The following is a 16,787-nucleotide window of genomic DNA, read 5'->3' on the forward strand; positions in this document are numbered from 1 at the left end:
ATCGACACCATATTAAAATACAGCCTTTTATTTTTCCTCCATGCTTTCCAATCACAGATTTCAACCGGATTTCAATAGTTCCCTTACCCCGTCTGGGTTCCATATCTAAACATTAGAAGCGTGTCCTGATATTGGATTGGAGACAATCAATTTAGTCCGTCATCGGTACAATCGCCTACACCGATACAATCAACACCACCGGTAACGCCGAATAAATAAGGCAAACTAAAACCCCAGCATTTGCTGGGGTTTCCTTTAATATCTTCTGATGAAAATTCGGTCTTTCGGTCGAACAGAATCGGGGCAATCTCCACCGACATCCCTACCGCCATTTTTGTACCATACATCAGTGCAGTATTCCAATTGCGTAATACGACCTTCACGATAGGCTTGAAGTCGCGCTGTCTCTTCACGAGTGTTCCACCAAACTCGACAAGCCCCATAACGTTCTTCCAAACGCCCTTCAAAGATAAAAGGACAGCCCGGAAAATCATTTTGTATTTTGTACAAGTAGGTGCGGATTTCCTCTGCCGTATAGCGAGAGCCACTGCGTTTTACAGTGGTTGAGCCAGTATTCAAAGCAGAGCAACCAGTCAAAACAACCAATGCGCAAACCATCAATAATTTTTTCATTTCAAGCACTCCTGTTCAATCAATTCATGTGGCTATATTAGCACATTGGTTGTCCTGTGCACGATTTTCAAAAACAAAAAGTCCTGCTTAATGCAGGACTTTCATTATTAATTAATTCGGCGTTGCTTGTGCCGCCAGTTTTGCTTGTGCTGCAGCCAACATGGCTCGCAAGTCTTCCACTGATTTGTTGGACAGGTCACGGTTTTCCGCATCTTGCAACAGTTGTTTGAGGCGTTCTACTTCGCTACGTGCTTGTTCACGGACAACTGCCGCATCACGTTCGGCTTTCAACACGTTGATGATGTGCAGCACAATATCAAATTTGAGTTGCAACACACTATCTTCGTTATTGGTTTCTGTACCGTTCACGAAATCGATTTGCGGTTGCTCTTTCAACTTGCCGTGCAAATCTTGCGCCAATTCATTCAAGGTGAATTTGTTGTTTTTAGCAAGTGTCTTTGAAACATGAAAATCCATCCTATTTTAAGACCGACAAAAATGCCGTCTGAACATTTCAGACGGCATTTGGCATAAACGGCATTAATGCGGTTGGCCGGAAACCATATCTCCCTCGTCAAAATCAGGATCAGGTTCGTTTTGCAACGTTTTACCGTTCAGTTTCAACTGATTGTTTTTCAGAGAAATGGCAGTATCAATCTGGTCGCCGTTCAAAGTCAGATATTTTTCCCTTGCCATACTCTGAACCGTACTGTCCACCATCAGGCGCAAGGTCTCGTTGATGTCGTCAAGACTTGCCCTGCCTTCCGCCTCATCTTCGGCATTGACGCTGAAAATATTACCTGCCTGACTGACCGCCAAGTCTTCCAGCATTTTTTGAGGCACGCTCATTCTGATGTCCGCCTCGGTTTTCTTCAGCATCGCCCCCAATTGGTTCAAGTCTTCCTTCTTCAGATCTTTAAACATAATTTTCCCGCCCACATCGATTTTTCCCGACGGCAGCGTGAAACGGAACGTTTTGATGTCGAGTACCGGGTTATGGGTAAATAATCCGGAAGCCTCGCCTTTGACGGCGGCAATCAAATCATTGCGGATTTGCTCCTCGGTCATTTTTTTGGCGGAAATTTGTGCAAACTTGCGTTTCAATACGGTTAAGGCAGAAGCATCGAGATGTTCGGCGGCGATATGGATATCCAGCGGGCCATATTTTTCATCGCCGTAAACCAGCGTGTCAAAACGGAACTGCCCTTCACTGTTGATAAATGAGCCTGATTCCCCGGTCTTGGTTGAAAAAGCCAGTTTGCCGACTTCGATTTTGGAAGGTGCGATGCTGCCGTTGGGATTGATAAACGCGCCAATCTGCAAATCGGTAACAAGATTGACCAGTTCGTTCAATTTGACGTTGTAATCGACACCCTCTTTCCATTCTAAGGAAAATTTTTCCAAGGTCAGATTGCTGCTGCCCAAAGCAAGCGGATTGATGCCGTCTGAAGTTTCCGAATCGAAATGCACTTTTTCAAACGCGGCATCGCCTTTGTCTGCCAGCTTGATTTTGAACAAGGGCGCATCATAGCTGTTGCGGTAGCTTTTGAAACCTTTTTGGTAAACCGTTTTCCCCGTCAGACCTTCCCAGTGCAGCCTGATGCCCGACAGTTCTTCATAATCGAAGGCGGGAACGCCGACTTCCATCTTGCCGCTGCCGTTAAAATAAACGGTATTGGCAAGGGAAACCGGAGCTTGTTTCCCAAAAAAGCGTTCCAGAACTTTTTCCGTTTCAGGCGCGTATTTGAACTCGGTTTCAATGTGCGCCTGAGTGCCGAATCCGCCGGCAAAAGGGCCGTGCGTGATATGGTTTACCAGCGTAACCGGCTGTTCCAACACTGTTCTCAGGTTATCCGGTAGGTATTTCTGCGCATTATGCAGCAACTCGGGTTTCAGACGGATGACCGTCGTTTCCGTAGAGGTAAACCAGCCGCGGTCATATTGGTGCGATTCGACGGTCAAGAAGCCCGTTTCCTGCAATATTTTTTGCTGCTGCGTCAGGCTTTCTTCGGCTTTGACACCCAAATAATAAGGTGTACCCAAAGCAACGCCGAGTAATGCTGCCGCAACTGAAATCAAAGGTTTTTTCATCACTTCAAACAAGCAGGTTTCAAAGACGCTAGAATAGCATTATTTAAGCGTATCCCGCCATATTTCTTTAAAAGAAATGCCGTCTGAAACCTGTTCGGACGGCATTTTCCGGATGCGGAGAAATCAGAAATCCAATTCCGCCTTCAGCCAGTAAGTACGCGGCATACCGACGACGGCGAAGCTGCGGTCAAATTGTCCGCGCTGTACCTGCCAGTAGTTTTTGTTGAATAGGTTTTCTACCGAGCTGCTGACGGTCAACATATTTTTGCCGAGCTTGGTTTTGTAGCGCGCGCCTACGTCAACCAAAGTGTAAGACGGGAAGGCGTATTGTTTTTTCGTATCTTGGTAAGACTTGCCGAAATACGAAACGTTGCCGTTCAAGGTCAAACCTTTGACAAACGGCGTATCCCATTCCACGCCTGCTTTGGCAATCACGCGCGGATTGGCGACTTGTACGCCGTTAACCAGCATATCGCGTGAATTTGGGTAGTCTTTAACAGTCGATTGCAGATACATCAAACCCAAAGTCGGACGCAGGGTTTTGTTTAACAGGTTGGCGTATGCGTTGAACTCGATACCGCGATTGCGTTCTATTCCTTGTTCATCTCCGTCCGCGCCGCCTTGCGCTTTATAGCGGGCGAAATCGGAATTGTTGCCATAAGTCAGGTTGCCTTTCTTATCGGTCTGACCGCGCCAGTATCCCGGGCGTTTGATTTGGAACGCGTTCAACGTCGTAACAAAATCGCCCCAGTTTTTGCGTACACCGATTTCAAACTGGCGGCTGACGCTCGGTTTAGCCAGCGTGGTGTTGCCTGTGCCGTCGTCTTTGATGTTGGCAGGCTCAAGGTCTTCCATATAGTTGCCGTAAACGACCAAATCGGGCTGCGGCACCCACGCCGCCATCAGCATCGGGCTGAAGCGTTTGGCATCAGCGCTCTGTGATTTTTTCTTGTCGGTGGATTCAACTGCTTGGAAACGACCGCCCAAGGTCAAGCGATATTTGTTGCCGGCAAAACCCAGTGTATCGGACAAAGCCAAGCTGTTGACTTTGATATTGGCATCCAAGTTGGCGGTTTTCGCCCAAGAATTGGGATAGTCGGCTGTAAACGATGCCAATTGATTCGCAATATTTTCGTTTGCCTTCACTTCTATCTTGCTGTTGCCGTTTCCGCTGCCGTTTATGGTTTTCCGTTGGCGGATGATGCGGTCGAAAGCCGTACTCCAGTTATGTGTTACCGGACCGGTTTCAAATTCGCCGCGTGCGGTCAGATTCATACTCAAAGTACGGAAATATTGGTCGGTCAGGCGCGCCGTGCCGGTGTGGTATTGGTTGGCAGCCGTGCAGGTAGCGGTTTGGCTACTTGCTCCGCTTGTACCGCAAACGGTCGGGGAAATCAACGTACCGTAATAGCGCGCCTTGTTGTAGCCGATGCCGCCGGTAATTTGGGCATTGTCAAACGCATCCCATTCAAAGGTCAGCATATTGGTTTGACCGACGGTGTTTTGCCAGTTCCACGCAGGCAGCAGGTTGGTTTTGCCATCAGGCGCATCAAACAAGCGGCCGTTGGCATTTTGAATATCCTGAATACGCGCACGGCCGCCGTTGGTTTTGCGTTTCGCGTAGATGGAATCGAACGCCACGCGCAATTTTTCACCGCGATAGTCGGCATTCAAGGCAAATTCTTTGTTGTCCTCGCTGTAACCGTGGCGCGGAGTGTCGCCGTGGCGCAGTTTGCCGTTGGCGCGCACGCCAAATTCTTTGTTTTCGCCGAAGCGTTGACCCAAGTCGAACGTACCTTGGGCGCGGTTGTTGCTGAACCAACCCAAACCGATTTTGCGGTTGCCTTCGTCGGCGGCTTTTTTGGTTTCGATGTTGACGGAACCGGATACCGCGCCGTCGGGGTCCATACCGTTTACGGCGGTGGACGCGCCTTTAATCAGTTGCGCAGAGCCGACTTGCACGCTCGCCGTACCTTGTGTGCCGTACATCCCTGCCAAGCCGTTGACGCTGAATTGGCGCGAGTCAAGCTGATAACCTCTGAAATACAGACCGGTCAGCGTGTTGCTTTCGCCGCCGAACTGCCAAACGGAAGCGTCTTTTTTGGCTACGGCATCCACCAAAGTACGCGCTTCGGTGTTGTTGAGGGCTTGTTCGTCGTAGTTGACGACGGTAATCGGCGCGGTAAACGCGTTGGCCTTACCCAACAAACCCAAGTTCACGCGGTCGCGCAAATCGCCGTCGCTGGCGATGGAGTAGGAACGGGCGGCTTTGACGCGCTTGGCATCGGCACGGACATGAACCTGTCCGAGTTCGCCCTGCTGCGGGGCATTGTCGGCGGCAGATGAAAACGCGCTCAAAATTAATAACGGCATTAAGGCAAGTTTTTTGTTCATGAAACGCTCTCTTTATTGATTATTCAAATTTGAATTGGAAAAGATAAAACCCAAAGGATATTTTGTGCGCGCATTATATTTGATAATCAAACCCATTACAAAACGAATCCATACGCTTAATCTATCCGCCTACCAAATATCGGTTTATTTCTATTTTCAAGTGTGTACTTTATACCACACCGGCAGGGTGTGCCGTCACTCCGCGCTTTAGGCGGCAATAAAGGAAAAGTTAACGAACCGACACTATCCGACCAAAAGATTGTTCCGCTTCAAAGCAAAATGCCGTCTGAAATACGGTCGGGTATTTCAGACGGCATTCTATTCTTCCCCTCCTTCGGGAAAGACTCGGATTAAACGTGTGCGGAAATGATTTGCAACATTTGCGCCAGCACTTTGGGATTGGCGGCGACAACATCGCCGCTTTCCAGCCAGCCGTCTTCACCCGTCATATCGGTTACGATACCGCCCGCTTCCTGAACAATCAATGCGCCTGCGGCAATGTCCCACGGTTTGAGGTTGAACTCGAAAAAACCGTCAAAACGTCCTGTTGCTACGGCGCACAAATCCAAAGAAGCCGCACCTTCACGACGGCCGCCGGCGGTTTTTGCCAAAAAGTCTTTCAGAATCGCCAGATACTTGTCCATCATGCTTTGATCGACAACGGGGAAGCCGGTACCGATTAGGCAGCGGTTCAATTCGATGCGGTTGGAAACGCGGATGCGGCGGTCGTTGAGCAACGCGCCTTTGCCGCGCGAAGCCATATAAACGTCGTTGCGTTCGGGGGCGTACACCAAAGCTTCCTGCAACACGCCTTTGTGCAGCAGTGCCATAGAGATGGCGTATTGGGGATGGCCGTGGAGGAAATTGGTCGTGCCGTCGAGCGGATCGATAATCCATTCGTATTCGGCTGCGGCTTTGCCGTGGGAGCCGCTTTCTTCGCAAGTGATTTTGTGGTGCGGATAGGCTTCTTTCAAAGCCTCAACCAGGATGATTTCGGAATTGCGGTCAACATCGGAAACAAAATCGTTGAAGGCTTTGCTGTCGGTTTTGACGGCATCGAGGTTGCCTGCGGCGCGTATCATCATCTGACCGGCACGGCGGGCGGCTTTAAAGGCTGTATTCAAAAACGGATTCATCAGATTTCCTTAAGGGTGGCATACCGCCGGTTCGGACGCGCAGTCCTTCGGAGCGGCAAAATCGGAGTTTATTTGGTTGGGGTAAACCCTGCCAAATCGGGTAAAATACCACCTGACGCGTGTCTGCTTCAGGCGCAACGTTAAATTTCCGACGTTGTTAAAGAACAATTCAGACGGCATTTGACCGTCCGAACGAAAAAGACGGCGCATTATACCCTATTCCATTCCGACCGAAAACCGAACATGACTGCTCTCAAACCCGCCCTGCCCGCTTATCTGGACAACATCCGCATCGTCCTCACGCGCACCAGCCATCCCGCCAATATCGGCTCTGCCGCGCGCGCGATGAAAACGATGGGCCTGCACAGGCTGACCATCGTCGCCCCCAATCTGATGGCAACGCCGATGACGGAAAATCCGCCCGTTTTCAATCCCGATGACGTGCAAAGTTTTGCACTGCCTGAAGAAAGTTTCATCCTCGCTTCGGGAGCGGCTGACGTATTGCACAACGCCGAAATCGTCGCCACGCTGGACGAAGCCCTTGCCGACACCACCATCGCCTGCGCCCTCACCAGCCGCCGCCGCGAAATCACCGCCCCGTTGCAAACCCCGCGCGCACTCGTTCCCGAGCTGTTGCAGGCGGCGCAACGCGGCGAACAGACCGCACTCGTGTTCGGCAACGAAACTTTCGGCTTGAGCATCGAAGAAGTCCGGGCGTGCAACCGACTGATGACCATCAACGGCAACCCTGATTATTTCTCGCTCAACCTTGCCCAAGCCGTGCAGGTCGTGTGCTACGAAATCTTCAGCCAGACCGATATGCCCATGACCCACCTGCAACAGGAAGACCACGCCGCCACCCACGAACAAATCAAAGGTATGGTCGCCCATATGGAAAGCGTGATGGACAGCATCGGCTTTTTCAACCGCCGCAACGGCGAGCGTCTGATGCGCCGTATGCAGAGCCTGTTCGGTCGTGCCAACACGCAAACGGAGGACATCGACATCCTGCGCGGCTTCTTCAATACGCTGCAACAGCATCTGAAGGACGGGCAATCCTAAGCACATGCCGTCTGAATCCGCTTTTCAGACGGCATTTCAGGAAAAATCAGAATACAGAAACAGGAAAACCATGAACTACGCCCTCGATGCCCTGTGGTGGAAACTGACCGACCCTGCCGTGCGGGATTTAGCCTCGCTGCTGACTGCGCCGCCTTTGTGGCAAAGCGGCTGCGAATTGAGCGTGCGCGAACTATTGGGGGAACACGGTTTCCGTTACCTTTTGGCATTGGATGCCGATCCCACGCAGCTGACGGATTACCTCGCCCAACGCGCCCCGTTCGGACATCGTCTCGGCATTTATGCCGAAGAACTGCTGGCTTTTTGGTTTGCCAACGCGCCGCACGCCAAACTGCTCGCACACAACCTGACGGTTTCCGATTCAGACGGCAATACGCAAGGCGCGGCTGATTTTGTGGCAAGACTTAACGGCAAGCCCTGCCACATCGAACTGACCTGCAAATATTACGGCGGCGGCACGGGCAGTCCCGAAGGGATGCGCGGATTCGACCCCAAAGACACGCTTTTGGGGAAAGCCGCCAAATTGACCGCCCAACTCGGTCTGCCGCACACTTCAGACGGCATCCGGACCTTGCGGCAGCACGGTTTGCCGCTTGACGTAAAACCCGTTTCCATCGTGCGCGGCATTGGATTTTTTCCACAAGGTTTCCATGCTTTTGAGCCGCCGCTTAATCCATACGGCTGGCGCGGCATCTATATTCAAGATTGGGCGGAATACGGGTTTGAACGCCAAGAAGCGCGCTACCACCTGCTCGACCGCATGGCCTATCTTGCACCTGCGCGTGTCGCCGAAACCGAAACATTGAACGCAGCCGAAATCCGCCGCATCGACCAAGGCTTGATTGCCGTTTTGGAATGTCGGCCGGACGGCTTTTGGCACGAAATCGAACGCATTATGAAGGCCGTCTGAAACCCTTTACCAACTTTAAGAGAACCCATTAATGATGAACGCCGCACAACTCGACCATACCGCCAAAGTTTTGGCTGAAATGCTGACTTTCAAACAGCCTGCCGATGCCGTCCTCTCCGCCTATTTCCGCGAACACAAAAAGCTAGGTAGGCAGGATCGCCACGAAATCGCCGAAACCGCCTTTGCCGCGCTGCGCCACTATCAAAAAATCAGCACTGCCCTGCGCCGCCCTCACACGCAGCCGCGCAAAGCCGCGCTCGCCGCACTGGTTCTCGGCAGAAGCACCAACATCAGCCAAATCAAAGACCTGCTTGATGAAGAAGAAACAGAGTTTCTCGGCAATTTGAAAGCCCGTAAAACCGAGTTTTCAGACGGCCTGAATACCGCCGCCGAATTGCCGCAATGGCTGGTGGAACAACTGCAACAGCATTGGAACGAAGAAGAAATCCTCGCCTTCGGCCGCAGCATCAACCAGCCTGCCCCGCTCGACATCCGCGTCAATACTTTGAAAGGCAAACGCGATAAAGTGCTGCCGCTGTTGCAAGCCGAAAGCCCCAATGCGGAGGCAACGCCTTATTCGCCTTGGGGCATCCGCCTGAAAAACAAAATCGCGCTTAACAAACACGAACTGTTTTTAGACGGCACACTGGAAGTTCAAGACGAAGGCAGCCAGCTGCTTGCCTTATTGGTGGGCGCAAAACGCGGCGAAATCATTGTCGATTTCTGTGCCGGCGCAGGCGGTAAAACCTTGGCTGTCAGCGCACAAATGGCCAACAAAGGCAGAATCTACGCCTTCGACATCGCCGAAAAACGCCTTGCCAACCTCAAACCGCGTATGACCCGCGCCGGACTGACCAACATCCACCCCGAACGCATCAGCAGCGAACACGATACCCGTATCGCCAGACTGGCAGGCAAAGCCGACCGCGTGTTGGTCGATGCGCCCTGCTCCGGTCTGGGTACTTTACGCCGCAACCCCGACCTCAAATACCGCCAATCCGCCGAGACCGTGGCCAACCTTTTGGAACAGCAACACAGCATCCTCGACGCCGCATCCAAACTGGTCAAACCGCAAGGACGCTTGGTGTACGCCACCTGCAGCGTGTTGCCGGAAGAAAACGAGCTGCAAGTCGAACGCTTCCTGTCCGAACATCCCGAATTTGAACCCGTCAACTGCGCCGAGCTGCTGCAAAGCCTGAAAATCGATTTGGATACCGGAAAATACCTGCGCCTCGATTCGGCAAGACACCAAACCGACGGCTTCTTCGCCGCCGTATTGCAACGCAAATAAACCGGTTTGAACAAAATGCCGTCTGAACCCTTTTCAAAGCGTTCAGACGGCATCCCGTAAATTAAAATACCAAATACCTCAGACAACTTACATCCGACCGATTCAACGTTAAAGACAGAATCACACGCTACTCAAAACGATTCCTATGCGCACTATCCTGCAATTTTCTTTTTCTTTGCCGAAATATACGGTAGCATAAGCATATTCCAATGATATTTTTGGGAATCTGTTTTACTCCAATATATAAAGCACCATATAAGGCGGAGTTTCTTCCCCACTTTGACCCGAACCCGGAAAAACACCGCCCGAGCCAATCCTGATGCCGCCTCGGCAGCCAACCATTAAGGAAACCCTAATGAACTTTTCTTTATCCGTCATCATATTTACCCTCGCCTCTTTCCTGCTCATACCGCCTGCCGAAGCCGCCGTCTTTACTTGGAAGGACGGCGGCGGCAACAGCTATTCGGATGTACCGAAACAGCTTCATCCCGACCAGAGCCAAATCCTCAACCTGAGGACACGCCAAACCAAACCTGCGGTCAAGCCCAAACCTGCCGTCGATCAAAATGCGGGCAGTGCGAAGGAAAACGAAAAGGATATTGCCGAGAAAAACGGGCAGCTTGAGGAAGAAAAGAAAAGAATTGCCGAAACCGAACGGCAGAACAAAGAAGAAAACTGCCGGATTTCCAAAATGAACCTGAAGGCGGTGGGAAACTCAAATGCGAAAAACAAGGATGATTTGATCCGTAAATACAATAACGCCGTAAACAAATACTGCCGTTAATCGGCTCTAGCGCAAACCCCATGCCGTCTGAAGCGGCACGGGGTTTGTCATTTCTGCCAGTAGGTTTTGACGTTGACGAACTCGTACAGCCCGAATTCGGACAATTCGCGCCCGTAACCGGAATCTTTGACTCCGCCGAAAGGCAGGCGCAAATCGCTGCTGGTATGGCGGTTGATAAACACCGAACCCGCCTGTATTTTTTCGGCAAACCGCCAGGCGCGTTCAGTATCGGCGGTATAAATGCAGGCACCGAGTCCGAACGGGGAATCATTGGCAAGTGCGATGGCATGTTCTTCGTTTGCCGCACGCAAAATCAGGGCGACGGGACCGAATACTTCTTCTCTCCAAACGCGGCAGGCAGGATTTACCCTGTCCAAAACAGTCGCGGGGTAGAACCATCCCTGCCCTTGTGGAACTTTGCCCCCGGTCAGGCATACCGCGCCGTTTGAAACGGCGTCTTCAACCTGCCCGTGAACCCGGTTCCGCAAATCTTCGCGGTGCAGCGGTGCAAGCGTGGTATCGGGATGTTTCGGGTCGCCCATTTTCAATTTGGCGCATTCGGCAAGAAACAGCGGAATAAAGCGGTCGGCTGCTGCTTCAGTTACGATGATGCGTTTGGCGGCGTTGCACGATTGCCCCGCATCGCGGAAACGGGAATAGCAGGCTTCTGCGGCGGCGCGTTCCAAATCGGCATCGGGCATCACGATAAAGGCATTGCTGCCGCCGAGTTCCAACACGGTTTTTTTGAGGTTTGCGCCCGCGTGTGCCGCAAGGATGCGCCCCGTATGCGTCGAGCCGGTAAACGCCATCGCATCGGTATCTTCGACTGCCTTGAGCGTGTCCACCTCATCCAGCCACGCGCCTGCCAAAGGAATGCCGTCTGAAGCCAAATCGAACAACGCCTGACTGACGCGTGCCACGCTGGGTGCGGGTTTGACGGCGCACGCGTTGCCCGCGCACATGGAGGGAACGGCGAAACGCAAAACCTGCCAGACGGGATAGTTCCAAGGCATGACGGCAAACACCACGCCCAAAGGCTCGAAGCGCACCTGACTCAAACTCGCCTGCGTCGCAATGGTTTTGTGGGCGAGCAATTCGGGGGCGAGGCGGGCGTAATAGCGTATCAGTTCGATAGACTTGCCGATTTCGGCGCGGCATTCGTGCAGGCAGCGGCCGACTTCCTCACACACCATTTCCGCAAAACGCTCTTTCTCCGCCTCCAAACGGCCGGCAAATTTTTGCAGACGTGCGGCACGATCGGTTACGCCCAATTGCGCGAACGCCCTGCCGCGCATTTTCAAATCCGCCAGCCGCCGTTCAAACTCCGCATAATCTTGAGCTGGGCGGCGGTAAAGCGTTTCGCCCGTAAATACATTGACACTGTGAAACATCGAATCAACCTGCCAGTTGCGGGAATATCGTTTTCAGTCCCGACACAATAATCTCCACCGATACCGCCGCTAGCATCATACCCATAATGCGGTTTAAAATCGTCAGCCCCGTCGTGCCCAGCAGGCGGCTGACTTTCCCGGCAACGATTAAAATGGCATAACAAATCGCACTGACCACCAAACCGGCCGCGATAATCAGCGCGATGTCGCCGTATGTTTTAGCCGCCGAAGCGTAAATAATCACGGTTGAAATACCGCCCGGGCCGATGGTGATCGGTATGGCGATAGGCACGACGGCAATCGCCCCGGCATTGCGGGCGGGGCGCGCCTGCCCCGTGTCCGGCTGCGCGCCGAGATTCTGCTTAGCGGGATTGTCGTTGCCGTTCATCATCGAAATGGCGATCAGCAGCACCAAAATCCCGCCGCCGACCTGAAACGAACCGACGCTGATGCCCAAAACCTTCAACAGCGCACCGCCGATCAGCGCAAATACCGCAATCACGGCAAACACGGCGACGGCAGCCGTCCGTGCGACCTTCCTGCGCTCCTTCGTACTGTGCCCGTTGGTCAGGTCAAGGTAAAGCGACAACGCGCTAAACGGATTGATCAGCACCAAAAAAGCCACAATCAGCTTGCCGATTTCCATACCCAATCCCATTATTTCCCCTCCTTCAAACCCGTGCGGCAGGCATCCGATGCTGCAAATTGCCGCCGCAACGGATTTTTCCGTTATAATTAAAAATTCAAGCAATACGCCCCATCATACCCGAACGACGGTATCTTTACCATCAGACAAGGATGCTTTTCATGGCACTGACACTTGCCGACGTAGACAAAATCGCCCGACTCTCCCGACTGCACCTGACTGCGGAAGAAAAAGAAAAATCGCTTCAAGAATTAAACGACATCTTCTCTATGGTCGAACAGATGCAAACCATTAACACAGACGGCATCGAACCGATGGCGCACCCGCACGAGGCCGCCCTGCGCCTGCGCGAAGACGAAGTTACCGAAACCGACCGCGCTGCCGAATACCAAGCCGTTGCGCCGGAAGTACGCAACCGCCTGTACATCGTACCGCAAGTTATCGAAGAATAATCCGAATACGCTTCAGACGGCATCAGCAATACCGCCCGAAGCCCTTTAAGGATGGAAGATTTATGACCCAATACACATTGAAACAGGCAGGCAGCCTGTTGCAGTCCAAACAGATTTCCGCCGTCGAACTGGCAAACGAATACCTCGCCGCCATCGCTGAAAAAAATCCCGCCCTCAACGGCTACATCACGCTGAACCCCGAAAAAACCCTTGCAGAAGCCCGTGCTGCCGACGAACGCATCGCGCAGGGCAACGCCTCCGCACTTACCGGCGTTCCCGTCGCCTACAAAGACATTTTCTGCCAAACCGGCTGGCGCAGCGCGTGCGCTTCCAAAATGCTCGACAACTTCATCTCCCCCTACACCGCCACCGTCGTCCAAAACCTGCTTGACGAAGGTATGGTAACGCTCGGCCGCACCAATATGGACGAGTTCGCTATGGGTTCGACCAATGAAAACTCATTCTACGGCGCGGCCAAAAACCCGTGGAATCCGGAACACGTCCCCGGCGGCTCTTCCGGCGGTTCGGCAGCCGTCGTTGCCGCGCGCCTCGCCCCTGCCGCGCTCGGTTCGGATACTGGCGGCTCTATCCGCCAACCCGCATCGCACTGCGGCATTACCGGCATCAAACCCACATACGGCACGGTTTCCCGTTTCGGTATGGTTGCCTATGCCTCCAGCTTCGATCAAGCCGGTCCGATGGCGCAAACCGCCGAAGACTGCGCGATTCTGTTGAACGCGATGGCAGGTTTCGACCCCAAAGACTCCACCAGCCTCGAGCGCGAAAAAGAAGACTACACCCGCGATTTGAACCAACCGCTCAAAGGTTTGAAAATCGGCCTGCCCAAAGAATATTTCGGCGAAGGCAACAGCGCCGATGTTCTGACGGCATTGCAAAACACCATTGATTTGCTGAAAGCCCAAGGCGCGGAATTGATTGAAGTTTCCCTGCCGCAAACCAAGCTGTCCATTCCGGCCTACTATGTCCTCGCCTCCGCAGAAGCCAGTACCAACCTTTCACGTTACGACGGCGTACGTTACGGACACCGTGCCGCCCAATTCAGCGATTTGGAAGAAATGTACGGCAAAACCCGCGCCGAAGGTTTTGGCAGCGAAGTCAAACGCCGCATCATGATCGGCACTTATGTACTGTCGCACGGCTACTACGATGCCTACTATCTCAAAGCCCAAAAACTGCGCCGCCTCGTTGCCGATGATTTTCAGACGGCATTTGCACGGTGCGACCTCATCCTCGCGCCGACCGCACCCTCCGCCGCACCCAAAATCGGAGCGGATGCTTCGCCGGTTGAAACCTACTTGAGCGATATCTACACCATCGCCGTCAACCTCGCCGGACTGCCCGCATTGACCCTGCCCGCAGGTTTCAGCGGCGGCGGACTGCCCGTCGGCGTTCAGCTTATCGGCAACTATTTCTCCGAAGCCAAAATCCTCGGTGCGGCGCATCAAATCCAACTCAACAGCGATTGGCACGGCAAACGACCCGAATGAAGCAGAACCGCACCTTTACCTTCCCCGATTTTCGCACCGTTTACAGCTATGCGCCTTTATATCGGCTGCAACATTTAAAATACACATTGCGAAAATTTTTCGGGAAAAAAGAAATTTACGCCTTCGAGCAGTTTGTCAACGCATCCCCTATCCGTCAGGGGCTGTTCCTCCACTGCCCGCAAAATGCCTATCCGCTGCTGCGCGAATTTGTTGACAGGCGTTTTAACTGCAAACGCCGTTTAGATGCGATGACGGCAGATTTTCTCATGGCGGAAAAACTGTTCGGCACAGACATTCTGCACCAAATGGAAGACTACCGCTTCCATCTGGTCTTGGCGCACCTTTCAGACGGCATCAGCTTGTGGCTCAACCGCAACGACAACTGCGTCGAAGAAGGCGCGTGGTCTTTATCTTTGCGCGATGAAGCAGGCAACCGGCTGTATATGGCGACCTTCGCCTTTGTCGGCACACACCTGCTGACAGCCTCCGTACAAGGGCCGTCAGGTGAAGAAGCCAAAGACACCGTCCGCCGCATAACCAAACAACTTCACGGCTTGCGTCCCCAACAACTGATGGTAACCGCGCTGCAATATTTCGCCGCCGCATTAAAATTAGACGGCGCGATAGGCATTGCACAAAAACATCAAGTCAAATTACGCTGGAAACTTAAAAAGCGCGTCAAAATGAATTACGACGCATTCTGGCAGGAATACGGCGCAAGTTTGGAACGGGACGGCTACTGGCATCTCCCCCAAACCCCCGCCCGCAAAGACCTTGCCGACATCGAAAGCAAAAAACGCTCGATGTACCGCAAGCGTTATGAAATGCTGGACAACATGGTTGCAGAGATGAAGGACAGTCTGAAAACAGAAGCACGCGGCATTTCAGACGGCATCCAAACGGAAAAACCGCTCCGCCGGACAGCCTGACGCGAAGACTATCGAATTGATATTTTAGAGAAAGAACCTCTTATGACCTGGGAAACCGTAATCGGCTTGGAAATCCACGTCCAATTGAACACCAAATCCAAAATCTTCAGCGGCGCATCGACCGCATTCGGCGCAGAACCCAACGCGCACGCCAGCGTAGTGGAATGCGCGCTGCCGGGCGTACTGCCGGTAATGAACCGTGAAGTCGTTGAAAAAGCCATCAAATTGGGTTTGGCTTTAGATGCGAAAATCAATCAGAAAAACGTGTTCGACCGTAAAAACTACTTCTATCCCGACTTGCCCAAAGGCTATCAAATCAGCCAGTTGGACTTACCGATTGTCGAACACGGCAAATTGGAAATCGTAGTCGGCGACGATGTGAAAACCATCAACGTAACCCGCGCGCACATGGAAGAAGACGCAGGCAAGTCCGTGCATGAAGGCTTGAACGGCGCGACCGGTATCGATTTGAACCGCGCCGGCACGCCGCTGTTGGAAGTCGTATCCGAACCCGAAATGCGCTCCGCCGCCGAAGCCGTTGCCTACGCCAAGGCCTTGCACAGCTTGGTAACCTGGCTGGACATTTGCGACGGCAATATGGCGGAAGGTTCGTTCCGCGTCGATGCCAACGTATCCGTTCGCCCGAAAGGCCAAGCAGAGTTCGGCACGCGCCGCGAGATTAAAAACCTCAATTCCTTCCGTTTCTTGGAGCAGGCGATTAATTACGAAGTGGAAGCGCAAATCGAGATTTTGGAAGACGGCGGCAAAGTACAGCAGGCAACCATGCTGTTTGACCCTGAAAAAGGCGAAACCCGCGTGATGCGCTTGAAAGAAGACGCGCACGACTACCGCTACTTCCCCGACCCGGATTTGTTGCCCGTCATCATTTCAGATGCCCAAATGCAAAAAGCCAAAGCAGAAATGCCCGAGCTGCCGAAAGAAATGGCAGCGCGTTTCGTAGCAGACTACGGTGTGAGCGACTACGACGCACGCCTGCTCACCGCCAGCCGCGTGCAGGCTGCCTATTTTGAAGAAGCCGCCAAAGAGAGCGGACAAGGCAAGCTGACTGCCAACTGGATGAACGGCGAACTCGCCGCTACGCTGAACAAAGAAGGCATGGAACTTGCCGACAGCCCGATTACCGCCCCGCGCCTCGCCGCGCTGATTGGCAAAATCGCCGACGGCACATTAAGCAGCAAGTTAGCGAAAAAAGCCTTTGAAGCCATGTGGGCAGAACCCGAAGCCACCATTGCCGAAATCATTGAAAAACACGGTTTGCAACAGATGACCGATACCGGCGCGGTTGAAGCCATGGTGGACGAAGTGCTGGCCAACAACGCCAAAGCCGTGGAACAGTTTAAATCCGGCAACGAAAAAGCTCTGAATGCGATTGTGGGGCAAGTGATGAAAGCCAGCAAAGGTAAAGCGAATCCCGCGCAGGTTCAAGAACTGATCAAAGCCAAACTTGCCTGATAAGCAAGATGCCGTCTGAAACCCAAATCCGACGTTCAGACGGCATTTTCACAGTCTGACCACATTAAA

Annotated in this window: 17 protein-coding genes; 9 read left to right on the forward strand and 8 right to left on the reverse strand. The window is 52.8% G+C overall.

Annotated elements, in window-relative coordinates; all coding sequences use genetic code 11:
- Positions 1–255 precede the first annotated feature (255 nt).
- The 4 genes from Q9J80_RS09685 to Q9J80_RS09700 form a co-directional block, all read right to left on the reverse strand.
- Positions 256–633, reverse strand: a complete 378-nt coding sequence (locus tag Q9J80_RS09685) for a hypothetical protein (protein ID WP_301817083.1) — start codon at positions 631–633, stop codon at positions 256–258.
- Between the two features lie 111 nt (positions 634–744).
- Positions 745–1,110: a hypothetical protein gene (locus Q9J80_RS09690; RefSeq protein WP_167435375.1), complete on the reverse strand. Its 366-nt coding sequence runs from the start codon at positions 1,108–1,110 to the stop codon at positions 745–747.
- Positions 1,111–1,173: 63 nt separating this feature from the next.
- Complete coding sequence (locus Q9J80_RS09695; protein WP_301672919.1) at positions 1,174–2,724, reverse strand: YdgA family protein; 1,551 nt, start codon at positions 2,722–2,724, stop codon at positions 1,174–1,176.
- A 123-nt stretch (positions 2,725–2,847) separates the two neighbouring features.
- Positions 2,848–5,118 (reverse strand): TonB-dependent receptor, encoded by a 2,271-nt coding sequence (locus Q9J80_RS09700; RefSeq protein WP_301672918.1) that lies wholly within the window; start codon positions 5,116–5,118, stop codon positions 2,848–2,850.
- Positions 5,119–5,307: 189 nt separating this feature from the next.
- On the opposite strand from Q9J80_RS09700, the gene Q9J80_RS09705 reads away from it, so the two are divergent.
- On the forward strand, positions 5,308–5,472 hold the full coding sequence (locus Q9J80_RS09705; RefSeq protein ID WP_301672917.1) for a hypothetical protein: 165 nt from the start codon (positions 5,308–5,310) through the stop codon (positions 5,470–5,472).
- Here Q9J80_RS09705 and Q9J80_RS09710 read toward each other — a convergent pair.
- Together Q9J80_RS09710 and Q9J80_RS09715 are read right to left on the reverse strand one after the other, a co-directional pair.
- Positions 5,469–6,254: an inositol monophosphatase family protein gene (locus Q9J80_RS09710; RefSeq protein ID WP_301672916.1), complete on the reverse strand. Its 786-nt coding sequence runs from the start codon at positions 6,252–6,254 to the stop codon at positions 5,469–5,471. The genes Q9J80_RS09705 and Q9J80_RS09710 overlap by 4 nt on opposite strands.
- Positions 6,255–6,263: 9 nt before the next feature.
- On the reverse strand, positions 6,264–6,434 hold the full coding sequence (locus Q9J80_RS09715; protein ID WP_301672915.1) for a hypothetical protein: 171 nt from the start codon (positions 6,432–6,434) through the stop codon (positions 6,264–6,266).
- A gap of 63 nt (positions 6,435–6,497) precedes the next feature.
- Between Q9J80_RS09715 and Q9J80_RS09720 the strand changes: the two genes are divergently transcribed.
- The 4 genes from Q9J80_RS09720 (at position 6,498) to Q9J80_RS09735 (ending at position 10,319) form a co-directional block, all read left to right on the forward strand.
- Positions 6,498–7,316 carry an RNA methyltransferase gene (locus tag Q9J80_RS09720; RefSeq protein ID WP_301672914.1) on the forward strand — a complete coding sequence of 273 codons (819 nt, stop codon included), beginning with the start codon at positions 6,498–6,500 and terminating at the stop codon, positions 7,314–7,316.
- 70 nt (positions 7,317–7,386) lie between these two features.
- Positions 7,387–8,244 (forward strand): DUF1853 family protein, encoded by an 858-nt coding sequence (locus Q9J80_RS09725; RefSeq protein WP_301672930.1) that lies wholly within the window; start codon positions 7,387–7,389, stop codon positions 8,242–8,244.
- A gap of 34 nt (positions 8,245–8,278) precedes the next feature.
- Positions 8,279–9,535 carry an RsmB/NOP family class I SAM-dependent RNA methyltransferase gene (locus Q9J80_RS09730; protein ID WP_301672929.1) on the forward strand — a complete coding sequence of 419 codons (1,257 nt, stop codon included), beginning with the start codon at positions 8,279–8,281 and terminating at the stop codon, positions 9,533–9,535.
- Positions 9,536–9,890: 355 nt separating this feature from the next.
- A complete protein-coding gene (locus Q9J80_RS09735; protein WP_301672913.1) occupies positions 9,891–10,319 on the forward strand; it encodes a DUF4124 domain-containing protein in 429 nt (142 codons plus the stop codon).
- 47 nt (positions 10,320–10,366) lie between these two features.
- Here Q9J80_RS09735 and Q9J80_RS09740 read toward each other — a convergent pair whose 3' ends face one another.
- Together Q9J80_RS09740 and Q9J80_RS09745 are read right to left on the reverse strand one after the other, a co-directional pair.
- On the reverse strand, positions 10,367–11,710 hold the full coding sequence (locus Q9J80_RS09740; protein ID WP_301672912.1) for an aldehyde dehydrogenase family protein: 1,344 nt from the start codon (positions 11,708–11,710) through the stop codon (positions 10,367–10,369).
- A 4-nt stretch (positions 11,711–11,714) separates the two neighbouring features.
- On the reverse strand, positions 11,715–12,368 hold the full coding sequence (locus tag Q9J80_RS09745) for a MarC family protein (RefSeq protein ID WP_127203261.1): 654 nt from the start codon (positions 12,366–12,368) through the stop codon (positions 11,715–11,717).
- Between the two features lie 149 nt (positions 12,369–12,517).
- Between Q9J80_RS09745 and gatC the strand changes: the two genes are divergently transcribed.
- The 4 genes from gatC (at position 12,518) to gatB (ending at position 16,718) form a co-directional block, all read left to right on the forward strand.
- Entirely contained in the window at positions 12,518–12,808 is a 291-nt protein-coding gene (gatC, locus tag Q9J80_RS09750; RefSeq protein ID WP_118814611.1) for an Asp-tRNA(Asn)/Glu-tRNA(Gln) amidotransferase subunit GatC, read from the forward strand.
- Between the two features lie 62 nt (positions 12,809–12,870).
- On the forward strand, positions 12,871–14,316 hold the full coding sequence (gatA, locus tag Q9J80_RS09755) for an Asp-tRNA(Asn)/Glu-tRNA(Gln) amidotransferase subunit GatA (RefSeq protein ID WP_301672911.1): 1,446 nt from the start codon (positions 12,871–12,873) through the stop codon (positions 14,314–14,316).
- On the forward strand, positions 14,313–15,245 hold the full coding sequence (locus Q9J80_RS09760; protein WP_301672910.1) for a VirK/YbjX family protein: 933 nt from the start codon (positions 14,313–14,315) through the stop codon (positions 15,243–15,245). The genes gatA and Q9J80_RS09760 overlap by 4 nt, the downstream gene beginning before the upstream one ends.
- 42 nt (positions 15,246–15,287) lie before the next feature.
- Positions 15,288–16,718, forward strand: a complete 1,431-nt coding sequence (gene gatB, locus Q9J80_RS09765) for an Asp-tRNA(Asn)/Glu-tRNA(Gln) amidotransferase subunit GatB (RefSeq protein WP_301672909.1) — start codon at positions 15,288–15,290, stop codon at positions 16,716–16,718.
- The last annotated feature ends 69 nt before the right edge of the window (positions 16,719–16,787 follow it).

Origin of the sequence: Neisseria blantyrii (genome assembly GCF_962747855.1) — a bacterium.
In the GTDB taxonomy this organism is placed as follows: Bacteria; Pseudomonadota; Gammaproteobacteria; order Burkholderiales; family Neisseriaceae; genus Neisseria; species Neisseria viridiae.